This window comes from Idiomarina sp. OXR-189 (genome assembly GCF_034373425.1).
GTDB lineage: Bacteria > Pseudomonadota > Gammaproteobacteria > Enterobacterales > Alteromonadaceae > Idiomarina > Idiomarina zobellii.
Map to the genome: position 1 here is coordinate 751,078 of NZ_CP139706.1, position 13,105 is coordinate 764,182.

21 protein-coding genes are annotated in these 13,105 nt (G+C 46.0%); 15 read left to right on the forward strand and 6 right to left on the reverse strand.

Annotated elements, in window-relative coordinates; all coding sequences use genetic code 11:
• Positions 1 to 4 precede the first annotated feature (4 nt).
• The 6 genes from UM402_RS03620 to UM402_RS03645 are packed head-to-tail and all read right to left on the reverse strand — an operon-like array spanning position 5 to position 5,786.
• Complete coding sequence (locus UM402_RS03620; RefSeq protein WP_058576143.1) at positions 5 to 382, reverse strand: Na+/H+ antiporter subunit G; 378 nt, start codon at positions 380 to 382, stop codon at positions 5 to 7.
• A gap of 12 nt (positions 383 to 394) precedes the next feature.
• Complete coding sequence (locus tag UM402_RS03625; protein WP_058576144.1) at positions 395 to 664, reverse strand: K+/H+ antiporter subunit F; 270 nt, start codon at positions 662 to 664, stop codon at positions 395 to 397.
• Entirely contained in the window at positions 658 to 1,146 is a 489-nt protein-coding gene (locus tag UM402_RS03630) for a Na+/H+ antiporter subunit E (protein WP_058576145.1), read from the reverse strand. Before UM402_RS03630 ends, UM402_RS03625 begins: the two co-directional genes overlap by 7 nt.
• Positions 1,139 to 2,662 carry a monovalent cation/H+ antiporter subunit D gene (locus UM402_RS03635; protein ID WP_058576146.1) on the reverse strand — a complete coding sequence of 508 codons (1,524 nt, stop codon included), beginning with the start codon at positions 2,660 to 2,662 and terminating at the stop codon, positions 1,139 to 1,141. The genes UM402_RS03630 and UM402_RS03635 overlap by 8 nt, the downstream gene beginning before the upstream one ends.
• The gene (locus tag UM402_RS03640; protein WP_058576147.1) at positions 2,662 to 2,997 is read right to left on the reverse strand and encodes a Na+/H+ antiporter subunit C; all 336 of its coding nucleotides are present in this window, start codon (positions 2,995 to 2,997) and stop codon (positions 2,662 to 2,664) included. Before UM402_RS03640 ends, UM402_RS03635 begins: the two co-directional genes overlap by 1 nt.
• Positions 2,997 to 5,786: a monovalent cation/H+ antiporter subunit A gene (locus UM402_RS03645; RefSeq protein WP_058576148.1), complete on the reverse strand. Its 2,790-nt coding sequence runs from the start codon at positions 5,784 to 5,786 to the stop codon at positions 2,997 to 2,999. The genes UM402_RS03640 and UM402_RS03645 overlap by 1 nt, the downstream gene beginning before the upstream one ends.
• A 276-nt stretch (positions 5,787 to 6,062) precedes the next feature.
• Here UM402_RS03645 and rplN point away from each other — a divergent pair, with 276 nt between their 5' ends.
• The 15 genes from rplN (at position 6,063) to rpsD (ending at position 13,100) form a co-directional block, all read left to right on the forward strand.
• Positions 6,063 to 6,431 (forward strand): 50S ribosomal protein L14, encoded by a 369-nt coding sequence (gene rplN, locus UM402_RS03650; RefSeq protein ID WP_053954214.1) that lies wholly within the window; start codon positions 6,063 to 6,065, stop codon positions 6,429 to 6,431.
• 10 nt (positions 6,432 to 6,441) lie between these two features.
• On the forward strand, positions 6,442 to 6,756 hold the full coding sequence (gene rplX / locus UM402_RS03655; protein ID WP_058576149.1) for a 50S ribosomal protein L24: 315 nt from the start codon (positions 6,442 to 6,444) through the stop codon (positions 6,754 to 6,756).
• A 20-nt stretch (positions 6,757 to 6,776) separates the two neighbouring features.
• Entirely contained in the window at positions 6,777 to 7,316 is a 540-nt protein-coding gene (gene rplE, locus UM402_RS03660) for a 50S ribosomal protein L5 (protein ID WP_053954216.1), read from the forward strand.
• Positions 7,317 to 7,327: 11 nt separating this feature from the next.
• Complete coding sequence (gene rpsN, locus UM402_RS03665) at positions 7,328 to 7,633, forward strand: 30S ribosomal protein S14 (protein WP_053954217.1); 306 nt, start codon at positions 7,328 to 7,330, stop codon at positions 7,631 to 7,633.
• A gap of 26 nt (positions 7,634 to 7,659) precedes the next feature.
• Positions 7,660 to 8,052 (forward strand): 30S ribosomal protein S8, encoded by a 393-nt coding sequence (gene rpsH, locus UM402_RS03670; protein WP_058576150.1) that lies wholly within the window; start codon positions 7,660 to 7,662, stop codon positions 8,050 to 8,052.
• Between the two features lie 14 nt (positions 8,053 to 8,066).
• Positions 8,067 to 8,600, forward strand: a complete 534-nt coding sequence (gene rplF, locus UM402_RS03675) for a 50S ribosomal protein L6 (RefSeq protein WP_053954219.1) — start codon at positions 8,067 to 8,069, stop codon at positions 8,598 to 8,600.
• Between the two features lie 9 nt (positions 8,601 to 8,609).
• Positions 8,610 to 8,963, forward strand: coding sequence for a 50S ribosomal protein L18 (gene rplR, locus UM402_RS03680; RefSeq protein WP_053954220.1), 354 nt, complete (start codon positions 8,610 to 8,612; stop codon positions 8,961 to 8,963).
• A gap of 9 nt (positions 8,964 to 8,972) precedes the next feature.
• A complete protein-coding gene (gene rpsE, locus UM402_RS03685; protein WP_053954221.1) occupies positions 8,973 to 9,473 on the forward strand; it encodes a 30S ribosomal protein S5 in 501 nt (166 codons plus the stop codon).
• A 6-nt stretch (positions 9,474 to 9,479) separates the two neighbouring features.
• Complete coding sequence (rpmD, locus tag UM402_RS03690) at positions 9,480 to 9,662, forward strand: 50S ribosomal protein L30 (RefSeq protein ID WP_053954222.1); 183 nt, start codon at positions 9,480 to 9,482, stop codon at positions 9,660 to 9,662.
• Between the two features lie 3 nt (positions 9,663 to 9,665).
• Complete coding sequence (gene rplO, locus UM402_RS03695; RefSeq protein ID WP_053954223.1) at positions 9,666 to 10,100, forward strand: 50S ribosomal protein L15; 435 nt, start codon at positions 9,666 to 9,668, stop codon at positions 10,098 to 10,100.
• Positions 10,101 to 10,105: 5 nt separating this feature from the next.
• Positions 10,106 to 11,434 carry a preprotein translocase subunit SecY gene (gene secY, locus UM402_RS03700; RefSeq protein ID WP_053954224.1) on the forward strand — a complete coding sequence of 443 codons (1,329 nt, stop codon included), beginning with the start codon at positions 10,106 to 10,108 and terminating at the stop codon, positions 11,432 to 11,434.
• Positions 11,435 to 11,458: 24 nt separating this feature from the next.
• The gene (gene rpmJ, locus UM402_RS03705; protein WP_074668972.1) at positions 11,459 to 11,572 is read left to right on the forward strand and encodes a 50S ribosomal protein L36; all 114 of its coding nucleotides are present in this window, start codon (positions 11,459 to 11,461) and stop codon (positions 11,570 to 11,572) included.
• A 118-nt stretch (positions 11,573 to 11,690) separates the two neighbouring features.
• Positions 11,691 to 12,047, forward strand: coding sequence for a 30S ribosomal protein S13 (rpsM, locus tag UM402_RS03710; RefSeq protein ID WP_053954225.1), 357 nt, complete (start codon positions 11,691 to 11,693; stop codon positions 12,045 to 12,047).
• A 14-nt stretch (positions 12,048 to 12,061) separates the two neighbouring features.
• Complete coding sequence (gene rpsK, locus UM402_RS03715) at positions 12,062 to 12,451, forward strand: 30S ribosomal protein S11 (protein ID WP_053954226.1); 390 nt, start codon at positions 12,062 to 12,064, stop codon at positions 12,449 to 12,451.
• A 28-nt stretch (positions 12,452 to 12,479) separates the two neighbouring features.
• Positions 12,480 to 13,100 (forward strand): 30S ribosomal protein S4, encoded by a 621-nt coding sequence (rpsD, locus tag UM402_RS03720; RefSeq protein WP_053954227.1) that lies wholly within the window; start codon positions 12,480 to 12,482, stop codon positions 13,098 to 13,100.
• Positions 13,101 to 13,105 lie beyond the last annotated feature (5 nt).

A 13,105-nucleotide genomic window follows, 5' to 3' on the forward strand; every position in this document is an offset into this window, starting at 1 on the left:
ACTCTCAGGAGTCGGTTTTTTCATGCTCGTAAGCATCACCTTCTTTGCGAAAATCTCTGGTTTTATGGAACATCTTAAGTTCTGTATGTAAAGCCGCTTTGGCCATTATATGAGCGCTAATAGGTGCGGTTAAGAATAGAAAGATAGCAATGAGTAGCTCACTCAAAGACGGTCCATTTTGCAGGCTCATTACAATAATTGTTGCGATAACAATACCACCAATACCCAAGGTTGTATTTTTTGTTGGCGCATGAAGTCGGGTAAAGAAGTCAGGCAGAACCGCGAGTCCTAAAGAGCCGATAAACGCAAAGATTGCGCCTAGTAAGATAAAGAATCCAACCAGCCACTGACTCCATACGGGTAATTCGTTTAATGCATCCATAATGTGAGCCCTTTATTCGATGAGGTCGCCGCGTAGGAGAAATTTACCTGCGGCAATAGTGCCAACAAAGCCAAACATCGCAATGAGCAGTGCGGCTTCGAAATAGGTTTGAGTATTCTGATAAAGCCCAAGCAATAAAAGTAATGCCAGAGAATTTATGTAAATGGTATCTAGCGCCAGAATTCTATCCGGCAGATCAGGCCCTTTCACGAGTCGCCAGAAATTCATCAGTATAGCCAGGCTAAACAGCAAAAAAGCAATTTGCAGTAATGTACCTAACATTGGAATATCTCCTTTAATCTGCGCTCGTAGCGGTGACGGATAGTTTCAATTACCTCATTGGGGTCTTCCTCCGAAAAAGCGTGTATCAAAATGCCTTTTCTCCCACGAGTGATTTCACAAGAAACCGTACCTGGCGTCAGCGTTATGGTACTGGCGAGAATAGTCACCGGTAGCTCTTCCTTCATATCCAGTGGAAATACAAAAAAAGCGGGTTTGATAGAGCGCCGTTTGCCGACAATAAGTACTGCGACTTTAAAGTTGGCAATAATAATGTCGTAGAGCAGAATAAAGAAATAAACAACAGCAAGGTGCGGTTTCTTCACTTTTGCGAAGTTTGGCCAAGCTGGTTTGAATAAAATGGGAATAAACAAAGCGAAGATTATCCCAAGTAAGAAAACGCCCGGGCTTACTGAGTTAAACAATAAAAGCCAAATAATCAGCAAGAAAAGGCTTAACATAGGTGCCGGTAACAGTTTATTCATCTGACACCTCCGGTGCTTTTAAAACCCATTTAGGATAGTCTTCCGTACGCTCGAGCTGCTCAGCAACAGACTGAGTATATTGCTGTATTGGGTGTGCGAATACGGTCATTAGTAACGACAATAATAACAGACTGGCTAACGCAGCGCGTTTGCCTAGCGGAGCAGACTGTTCAGACGGCTTACCCGACAAAGTGTGCCAAATCATTTTGCTGCCTGCTCGAGTAACGGCCACCAGCATAATGAAAGTGGCGCCTATAATGGCAGCCCATAACCAAAAGTTATGTCCGTTCGCACTAGCCGACTCCAGAATCATCAATTTACTGACAAAGCCAGAAAGTGGTGGAAGCCCGATAACGGCAACGGCCGCAACCAGAAACATAACGGCATAGGTTGAATGGTTCGCCATTCGTTTGCCTGACACGATGCGAGAAGCGGTTTTGCCTCTTTCAAATGCCATAACATCAGCAAGCAAGAACAGTGCACCAGTGACAAATGTTGAGTGCACTAGATAAAAAAGTGCAGCACCAGTTGTTTGAGTGGAGAATAGGCTATAAGCCGTTAAGATGGTGCCCACAGAGATAACCACCAAATAAGCGACCATTAAGCGCAAGTCGCGTGCAGCTAGAATTCCTAAGGCGCCCGCTAACATTGTCAGTAGCCCCATCACCCATAACCAGTCGTGGGCAACAAGGGCTAGCTCGTTGGCATCAGCACCAAATATCAACGTATAGACACGAATTATTGAGTAAACCCCGACTTTCGTCATTATTGCAAACAGAGCTGCAACGACACCACTGGTTGTTGAGTATGCCTGAGGTAGCCAAAAATGGAGTGGCAGCAACGCGGCTTTTAACCCAAACACAATAAGCAACATAAGAGCACCGGCTTTTGCGAGCATGGCCTGATCGCCACTTAACGCTTGTATTTTAACAGCCATGTCGGCCATGTTCAGAGTGCCGGTTACACCATATAAGGTGCCAATAGCGATTAAGAAAAGTGCAGAGCCTAAAAGGTTCAACAAGACGTAGTGTAAGGTAGCTCTTACACGAAACTTACCGCCGCCGTGCATAAGTAGGGCATAGGAGGAGATGAGTAACACCTCGAAGAAAACAAACAGGTTAAATAAGTCGCCTGTTGCGAAAGCCCCCATAATACCCATAATTTGAAACTGAAACAGCGCATGGAAATGCGAGCCAAGATTATCTTCCGAATAGCAGCCGTAAACGAGCACAGGAAATGCAAGTACGGCAGTAAGCAGCATCATCATGGCACTGAGCTTATCGACCATAAGAACGATGCCAAAGGGCGCCTCCCAGTTACCCAGCAAGTACACCAACATTTCTTGTGAATTTACTTCAATGAGCAGGAACGCACTTGCCACAAGCGTCAGTATACTTGCTGCAAGACCAATCGCACGCCGTTTAGGTTGTGGTCGGTCACCCCATGGTAACAACTGCAGTAACGCAGTAAATAACGGAATAAGAATTGGGAGTATCGCTAGGTGTTGCTGCCACATCAGCGGTTATCCTCCGAGTTACTGTCACTGACTTCGTCTGTACCGACTTCGCCCCGCGTTCTTACGGCTAAAATAATGGAATAAGCAGTCATTGCGAAACCTATTACAATGGCGGTCAAAACAAGCGCTTGTGGCAACGGATCTGCGTAAGAGTCAGATGTGCCTAATATAGGAGCGCCATCTATGGTTAAACGGCCGGTGGAAAATAGAAATAAGTTAACGGCGTAAGACAGCATAGTAATTCCTACCACGACAGGAAAAGAACGTCCTCTGAGAATAAGAAAGACGCTACAGGCTGTAAGAATGCCGACGGTGACTGAATATAACGTTTCCATTAGTTGCCCTCGTGAGTTGGACGATGGCGTGTCGTCATTTTGCCAAAATTACTGAGAATCATCATGGTGGCACCTATAACGGTGAGGAATACGCCTAAGTCGAATAGCAGTGCCGTTGCAAACTCCCACTTACCAACGACAGGCCAGTCTAAATATGTAAACCAGCTGGTGAGAAATGGCTTGTTAAAGAGCCAGCTTCCAAGACCTGTTAAGGCGGCAATCATGACACCTATAGACATAAGCGACTGGTAATTTACATTGAATCGCTCTTTGACCCAGTCAACGCCGTTTGCCACATACTGAAGAATCATGGCTGACGCTGCGATAAGCCCGGCAATAAAGCCACCACCCGGCAAGTTGTGGCCACGCAGGAAAATATAAGCTGCAACGACCATCGCCATGGGTAAGACCAAATTAGCGACGTTAGTGAGCATGAGCGGGTGCTTTATTCTATGCCATGGACGGCCGTCGACATCGCTGGATGGCATAAAGGGTTTAAGCTTATTAAGTAGCTTATGTATCCCTGCCGCAGCAATGGCTAAAACCGTTATCTCGCCTAATGTATCAAAGCCACGAAAGTCGACCAGAATAATGTTTACAACATTGGTGCCGCCACCGCCGGTTTTTGCGTTAGCAATAAAGAAATCAGAAATTGATTCTGCCGGTGTGGTTAGAATGGCGAAATTTAAGGTTGCTACAATTCCACCAATAAAGCTCGCAATTATAATATCGCGAAAGACTCGGTGGCCACTTGATGCCCGGTTAGTTTTCTGTGGCATAAAAAAGAGTGCCAGAATCATTAAAATAATGCTGACAACTTCGACCACTAATTGAGTCATGGCTAAATCGGGCGCAGAAAAATGAGCAAATGCTAAAGAGACCATCAAGCCCACAACAGAAAGCATCATTAGCATTACAAAACGGTTGCGGTGTAGTGTTGCAGTGCCAAAAGCAGCTCCAATTAACACGATGGCCCCAACCATAGAAACGGTATCAATGGATTGTTGTGGAGAGCTTCCTGTGATGGCACTAATATCGATAAGCGAAGGCAGTAATATGACAATGACACTTATCAAGACAAACGCCATATAACGCTGTAAAGATCCGGTATCTAGCTTGTCGAACAGTCGTGATGAAGCGTCACTGGCTTTTTGGACCAGTCGTTCGAAGTTATGTTTTGCGTCCTGGCCGTCAAACTGTCTGTTAAAAGTAAACAGTTGGTCTCGGGCAATATATATGAGTATACCCGCTACAACGGCTATTGCGCTCATTAGTAACGGAATATTAAAGCCATGCCACAGAGACAATTTAACTTCTGTTTGTGAGTGGGTCACGGCAGTAACGGCAGAGTTTAAAATCTCCGACACTATTGGCATAGGTGCAAGACCGATGACAATACAAAGTAGAGCTAATAAAGCAACCGGCGCTGACATCATTCGCGGAGGGTCATGAGGTTGTTTCGGCAGCTCCTTATATTCACCGTTAAAAAACACATCGTGAATAAAGCGAATAGAATAAGCGACAGAAAGCGCAGCACCAACCGTAGCTAACACAGGAATAAACCACGAGAGGCCACCGAATAAATGTTGCTGTGCTGTTTGGTCAAGGAATAATTCTTTCGATATAAAACCATTAAATGGCGGAATGCCCGCCATAGAAGCGGCGACGACCATAGCTAATGTTGCTGTTAAAGGCATGAGCCCCATTAACCCCTGGAGCTTTCGCATATCACGGGTACCTGACTCATGATCAATAATACCCGCCGTCATAAATAATGCAGCTTTAAAGCAGGCGTGGTTAATAATATGAAACATTGCCGCAATAACGGCTGCTTGGGTGCCGATGCCCAACAGCATACAAATTAACCCAAGGTGACTGACTGTCGAAAATGCAAGCAAACCCTTTAAATCATGTTTAAGTAACGCAAAGTAAGCGCCTACTAACATGGTGATTAGCCCGGTAACGGTAACAATGGTCAGCCAAAGTTCTGTGCCTGCCATGACCGGGTGGAACCTTGCCAATAGAAATATACCCGCTTTTACCATGGTAGCAGAGTGTAAGTACGCACTGACAGGCGTTGGCGCTGCCATTGCGTGTGGCAACCAGAACTGGAATGGAAACTGTGCTGACTTAGTGAAGGCACCCAGCAATAAAAGAACAAGAGCCGCGGTATAGTATTCGTGATTTTTTATAACCTCTGCTGAGGCAACGATATCGTCAAATTGGTAGCTTCCTGCAATATTCCCGATAATTAGCAAGCCGGCTAGCAGAGCCAGTCCGCCAGCCCCTGTTGTTGCAAGTGCCATGCGGGCACCGCGGCGGGCATCGCTGCTGTGAAACCAATAGCCGATAAGGAGAAATGAAGAAATACTGGTCAGTTCCCAAAACGCCCACATAAGCAAAATATTGTCTGCCATGACAATGCCGAGCATTGAAGCCATAAAAAGGAGTAAGCAGGCATAGAATCTTGAGTCGTCGTCTTCGTAAGATAGGTAATAGTGGGCATAACCAATAATAAGGACACCGATACCTAGTATCAACGAACAAAATAAAAGAGAGAGACCGTCGAGGCGAATAGCAAAGTCGAGACCAATAGACGGTAGCCACTCTATAAAGTGTTTAGGAGTATCTCCGGATAAAGTCTGTGGCGCATAGCTGAGTAATATAGCTATGCCAGTTAGTGGTATAAGCAGTGTGACGCCGGTTTTTATCAGTCGTGGCGTTTGTTTTAGTAATAAAGGTAGTAATGCACCAAATAGTGGCGCCATGATGATAATGACTAAATTCATAGGCTCATCCGTTGTCTCATTGCTAACGCTTTTGTAGCCACTAACTAAATGAAAATTAACTGTAAACGATATACGAATTTACCATTCTAACGGATGACTGCCAATATAATCTCGTCTGTTATAATCCGTTGTTCATCCAGTCTTACGAAAAAAAGTGAGATTGCCCTACCACATCTAATTTTTATCTGTTACAATTCGCCGCCCTTTTTATAAGGGAAAAACCAAAGGCAGCACGACCCGAGAGGGTCTGTTTTTTTAACTAAGCGGGGCACTGAAATGATCCAAATGCAAACTACCCTGGACGTTGCCGATAACTCCGGCGCGCGCAGCGTACAATGTATTAAGGTTCTAGGTGGTTCGCACCGTCGCTACGCAAACATCGGCGATATCATCAAAGTTACTGTCAAGGAAGCAATTCCGCGCGGTAAGGTGAAGAAAGGTGATGTTGTGAATGCGGTGGTCGTTCGCACCAGAAAAGGCGTCCGTCGTCAAGACGGGTCGGTCATCCGTTTTGACCGCAACGCGGCTGTGTTGTTGAACAGCAACCAACAGCCCATTGGCACTCGTATCTTCGGTCCGGTAACTCGTGAGCTGCGTTCAGAGCAGTTTATGAAGATTATCTCGCTGGCACCAGAAGTACTATAAGGAGTCAATTATGGCGGCAAAAATTAAACGTGATGACGAAGTAGTCGTCCTGGCAGGTAAGGACAAGGGCAAGCAAGGCAAAGTCCTGAAAGTTCTTACTGATAAAGATCGCGTTATCGTCGAAGGCGTTAACGTAGTCAAGAAACACCAGAAGCCAAATCCGGCTTTAGGTGAAGCTGGCGGCATCGTAGAACAAGAAGCACCAATTCATGTTTCTAACGTTGCGATCTTTAATCCAGAGACAGGTAAAGCAGATCGTGTTGGTTTTCGTGTTGAAGACGGCAAAAAAGTCCGTTTCTTCAAATCGAACAACGCAATCATTTAATTCAAACTTGGAGTTTTACGATGGCGAAACTGCATGATTTTTATAGAGAATCGGTAGTTCCTGGACTGATGAAAGAGTTCAGCTACAACAGCGTCATGCAAGTCCCTCGGATTGAAAAAATCACCCTTAACATGGGTGTTGGTGAAGCTCTGGCTGACAAAAAAGTACTTGATAATGCAGTCGCAGACTTAGAGGCCATTTCTGGTCAAAAGCCTGTTCGTACTGTTGCACGCAAGTCTGTCGCCGGCTTCAAAGTCCGTGAAGGCTTCCCGATTGGCTGTAAAGTAACTCTGCGCGGCGAGCGCATGTGGGACTTTTTGCAACGTTTAATCTCGATTGCAATCCCACGTATCCGTGACTTCCGTGGCCTCAACCCTAAATCGTTTGACGGTCGTGGTAACTACAGCATGGGTGTTCGTGAGCAGATCATCTTTCCGGAAATCGACTATGACAAAGTCGACAAGGTACGTGGTCTGGATATCACCATTACCACTAATGCTGGCACAGATGACGAAGCTCGTGCTTTGCTAGCTGCCTTTAACTTCCCGTTCAGAAAGTAAGGTGTAGAGTTATGGCAAAACAGTCAATGAAAGCGCGTGACGTGAAGCGAGCTAAAATCGCTTCAAAATACGCAGAAAAACGCAACGCACTGAAAGCGGTCATTAATGACGTAAATGCATCAGACGAAGAGCGTTGGGAAGCAGTTCTGAAATTGCAGAAGCTCCCACGTGATGCCAGTCCGTCACGTCAACGTAACCGTTGTCGTATAACTGGTCGTCCTCATGGTTTCCTTCGTAAATTCGGCATGAGCCGTATTAAGGTCCGTGAGATGGCGATGCGCGGTGAAATTCCTGGCTTGAAAAAAGCTAGCTGGTAAGCCACGAATCACGGGAGAAAGCAAATATGAGCATGCAAGATCCAATTGCGGATATGTTCACACGCATTCGCAACGCTCAAGGTGCTAATAAAGTAACGGTAAAAATGCCGTCTTCTAAGCAGAAAGTGGCGATTGCTGAAGTTCTGAAAGAAGAAGGTTTTATTACGGGTTACAGCGCTGAGAGCACTGCTAAACCTGAGCTTGAAATCGAATTGAAGTATTTCGAAGGCAAGCCAGTAATTGAATCAATCGAGCGCGTTAGTCGCCCTGGTTTGCGCATCTATAAGAAGCGCAACGAGCTGCCTAACGTAATGGGTGGCCTTGGCATCGCAGTTGTTTCGACGTCTAAAGGCCTGATGACCGATCGTGCCGCTCGCCAAGCTGGTCTTGGTGGCGAAATCATTGGTTACGTAGCGTAATTAGGAGGTAGGAAATGTCACGTGTTGCTAAAGCACCTATTGAAATTCCTGCTGGCGTTGAAGTTACGCTAAATGGCCAGGAAGTCACGATTAAAGGTGCTCAAGGCTCACTGAGTCGTGTTGTTAACGATGCAGTTGAACTGGTAAAAGAAGAGAGTGAATTACGCACTAACCCTCGTGAGGGTGTTGCTAATTCAACCGCTCAAGCTGGTACAGCTCGCGCATTGTTGCAAAACATGGTGGTCGGAGTCACTAAAGGATTCGAACGTAAGTTACAGTTGATGGGTGTTGGTTACCGTGCGCAAGCACAAGGTAAAAAACTGAACCTGACACTAGGCTTCTCGCATCCTGTGGAGTTCGAAATTCCTGAAGGAATTACTATCGAAACTCCGACTCAGACTGAAGTCGTCGTTAAAGGTGCAGATAAGCAGTTAGTTGGTCAAGTTGCCGCTAACATTCGCGCATACCGTAAGCCAGAGCCTTACAAAGGTAAAGGTGTACGTTATGCTGACGAGCAAGTGCGCCGTAAAGAAGCCAAGAAAAAGTAGGGTAATACGATGGACAAGAAAGCAGCTCGCTTACGTCGTGCTACTCGCGCACGTAAACAAATTGAAGAGTTGGGTGCAAATCGCCTGGTCGTTCACCGTACACCACGGCATATTTACGCACAGTTGATCGCACCTAACGGTTCTGAAGTGCTGGCAGCCGCATCGACTGCAGAGAAAAGTGTTCGCGAAGGGCTTAAATCTACGGGTAACGTAGACGCAGCTAAAGTCGTGGGCAAAACTATCGCTGAACGAGCGATTGAAAAAGGCGTTAAAAGCGTTTCTTTTGATCGTAGTGGTTTCAAATACCACGGTCGCGTAGCAGCTTTGGCTGACGCAGCTCGTGAAGCCGGACTTCAGTTCTAGGAGACGAACATGGCAAATGTAGAAGCTCAAAATGGTGAACTGATTGAAAAGTTGATTACAGTTAACCGTGTAGCAAAAGTTGTTAAAGGTGGTCGTATCTTTAGCTTCACTGCACTGACTGTAGTTGGCGACGGTAAAGGAAAAATCGGTTTTGGTTATGGTAAAGCGCGTGAAGTTCCTGCTGCTATTCAAAAAGCAATGGAAAAAGCACGTCGCAATATGGTTACCGTTCAACTGAAAGGCGAAACTTTACAGCATCCTGTTAAAGGACGTCACTCAGGTTCACAAGTATACATGCAGCCTGCGTCTGAAGGTACGGGTATCATCGCCGGTGGTGCGATGCGTGCAGTACTAGAAGTTGCAGGTGTTCATAACGTGCTGTCAAAAGCATATGGTTCAACCAACCCAATCAACGTTGTTCGTGCCACTATTAAGGCTCTGAACGACATGAAGTCGCCAGAACAAGTAGCGGCTAAGCGTGGATTGCGCGTTGAAGAGATACTGGGGTAGTGAACAATGGCGAAAAAGACAATCAAAGTAACACAGACGCGTAGCTCTATCGGTCGTTTACCGAAGCATAAAGCTACACTACGTGGCTTGGGTCTCCGCCGCATTGGTCACACAGTAGAGTTGGAAGACACTGCTGCAGTCCGCGGTATGGTGAACCAAGTAAATTACATGATTAAGGTGGAGGGATAAACGATGGAATTAAATAATCTTTCTCCCGCACCTGGTGCAAAAAGCAGCAAAAAGCGCGTTGGACGCGGTATTGGATCAGGTCTGGGTAAAACCGGTGGTCGTGGTCACAAAGGGCAGAAATCTCGCTCTGGTGGCAGCGTGAAACCAGGTTTCGAAGGCGGTCAAATGCCAATCCAGCGTCGTCTGCCTAAATTTGGTTTCACTTCTCGCAAGGCTATGACCACTGCGGAATTGAACTTGGCAGAAATCGCGAAAGTCGAAGGTGATGTTGTAGATTTAGCAACGTTAAAAGCTGCGGGACTAATTCGTAAGAACATTTTGGCTGCTAAAGTCATTAAGTCAGGCGAAATTAGTCGTAAAGTGACTGTTAAAGGTCTTAAAGTCACCAAAGGCGCTCGCGAAGCTATTGAAGCTGCTGGCGGAAAAATCGAAGGATAGAGCAAATGGCTAAACCAGGATTGGAATCAAATCGAGCGCAAGGTGGCTTGTCGGAACTTAAGCGTCGCCTGTTGTTTGTGTTAGGAGCGATTATCGTTTTCCGAGCGGGCTCCTTTGTGCCTATTCCTGGTATTGATGCCGCTGTACTCGCTCAGTTATTCGAACAGCAAAAAGATACCATCGTTGCCATGTTTAACATGTTCAGCGGTGGTGCCTTAGAACGCGCATCAGTATTTGCATTAGGTATCATGCCGTATATCTCGGCTTCAATTATTATGCAGCTTGCAAGTGTGGTTCATCCTCGCTTAGCTGAAATTAAGAAAGAAGGTGAGTCTGGTCGTCGTAAGATAAACCAGTATACGCGTTGGGGTACTTTAATACTGGCTACGTTCCAGTCGATAGGTATAGCTACTGGCTTACCTAACTTAATGCCAGGGTTAGTTATCGATCCTGGTTTCGGCTTTTACTTTACAGCTGTAGTAAGCTTGGTTACTGGAACAATGTTCCTTATGTGGCTAGGCGAGCAAATTACTGAACGAGGTATTGGTAACGGTATCTCTATCCTGATATTTGTGGGTATTGTAGCAGGGTTGCCATCGGCGATTGGTCAAACATTTGAGCAAGCACGCCAAGGCGATTTACACTTGTTACTACTGTTATTGATTGGTGTTGTTGTTGTTGCAGTGACTTACTTTGTTGTTTTCGTCGAGCGTGGTCAACGTCGTATTGTTGTCAACTACGCAAAACGTCAACAGGGTCGTAAGGTATTTGCAGCTCAAAGTACGCATTTGCCATTGAAAGTAAACATGGCTGGCGTTATACCTCCAATCTTTGCATCGAGTATTATTTTGTTTCCGGGAACCATCGCTACCTGGTTTGGTTCAGGCGAAGGAGTTGTTGCTGACTTTTTACAACAAGTCTCAATGACATTGTCTCCCGGTCAGCCGCTTTATGTGCTATTGTATGCGGCTGCAATTATTTTCTTCTGTTTCTTCTACACTGCGTTGGTATTTAACCCGCGTGAGACAGCAGACAATTTGAAGAAATCCGGCGCTTTCATTCCGGGCATTCGCCCAGGTGAACAAACGTCGCGTTATATTGACAAAGTAATGACTCGCTTGACTTTAGCAGGTGCTCTGTACATTACCTTTGTCTGTTTGGTTCCTGAGTTTATGATGATTGCTTGGAACGTTCAGTTCTACTTCGGCGGTACATCGTTATTGATTATCGTGGTTGTCATCATGGACTTTATGGCACAGGTACAGACTCATATGATGTCTAATCAATATGACTCTGTGCTTAAAAAAGCTAACCTTAAAGGCTACGGTCGATAAGGTTGGGTAGAACGGAGAGTAGCAATGAAAGTTCGTGCTTCCGTGAAGAAAATCTGTCGTAACTGTAAAATCATCAAGCGTAATGGCGTAGTACGCGTTATTTGCTCTGATGCAAAGCACAAACAACGACAAGGTTGATTCGAAGGAAAGGTCGGCGGCTTCATGTCGCCGCCTTGAAGTATTTGCAATTCGGCAATCGGTTGAGTATCCTAACGGGCTTTTCAACTGATGCCTACAAATTAAAGGAGACGTGTTAGTGGCCCGTATCGCTGGCATTAACGTTCCTGACAATAAACATGCAGTTATTGCCTTAACTGCTATCTATGGTATTGGGCGTACTCGCTCGCAGCAAATTTTAGCTGCAACGGGTATTGCTGAAGATACTACGATTGGTTCATTGTCAGAAGACAAACTGGACGCGCTTCGTGACGCAGTGTCAAAATTCGCAGTCGAAGGTGACTTGCGTCGTGAAGTATCTATGAACATTAAACGTTTGATGGACCTCGGGTGTTTCCGTGGACTTCGTCATCGTCGCAGCCTTCCTCTACGTGGACAGCGCACTAAAACAAATGCGCGCACCCGTAAAGGACCGCGCAAACCAATTAAGAAGTAAGGGGGGATTGAGTAATGGCTAAAGCACCGACTCGTTCTCGCAAGCGCGTTAAAAAGCAAGTCGCCGATGGCATGGCTCACGTGCATGCATCTTTCAACAACACCATCATCACCATTACTGATCGCCAGGGTAACGCATTAGCGTGGGCTACCGCAGGTGGATCAGGCTTCCGTGGTTCACGGAAATCAACGCCGTTTGCAGCACAGGTTGCAGCAGAACGTGCAGGTGAAATGGCGAAGGAATACGGACTGAAAAACCTGGAAGTATTTGTGAATGGTCCAGGCCCAGGTCGTGAATCATCGATTCGTGCCCTGAACGCCGTTGGTTACAAAATCACAAATATTACCGATGTGACACCGATTCCTCACAACGGTTGTCGTCCGCCTAAGAAACGTCGCGTTTAAGGCGTGAATCGATAGTTGGAGAAAGATCATGGCAAGATATTTGGGTCCTAAGCTCAAGCTGAGCCGTCGCGAAGGAACGGATTTGTTCCTTAAGAGCGGCGTTCGCGCAATCGATTCTAAATGTAAGATCGAAACTGCACCAGGACAACACGGCGCGCGTCGCGGTCGTTTGTCAGACTACGGTGTTCAGTTGCGCGAGAAACAGAAAGTTCGTCGTATGTATGGCGTTCTGGAAAAGCAATTTCGTAACTACTACAAAGAAGCAGCTCGACTGAAAGGCAATACTGGTGAGAACCTGTTGCAGTTGTTGGAACAGCGCTTGGATAACGTAGTGTATCGTATGGGTTTTGCGTCAACACGCGCTGAAGCTCGTCAATTGGTTAGTCACAAAGCAGTTGTTGTGAATGGCCAAGTAGTGAATATTCCATCGTTCAAGGTTCGTCCTGAAGATGTCGTTTCTGTTCGCGAAAAAGCGAAAAAACAGGCACGTATCGGAGCAGCACTGGAACTTGCGGAACAACGTGAGAAACCAGTCTGGATAGAAGTAGACAACAACAAAATGGAAGGTCAGTTTAAGCGTCTTCCAGAACGTAGTGACTTGTCTGCTGAAATAAACGAACAGTTGATCGTAGAGCTTTACTCTAAGTAAGGCTT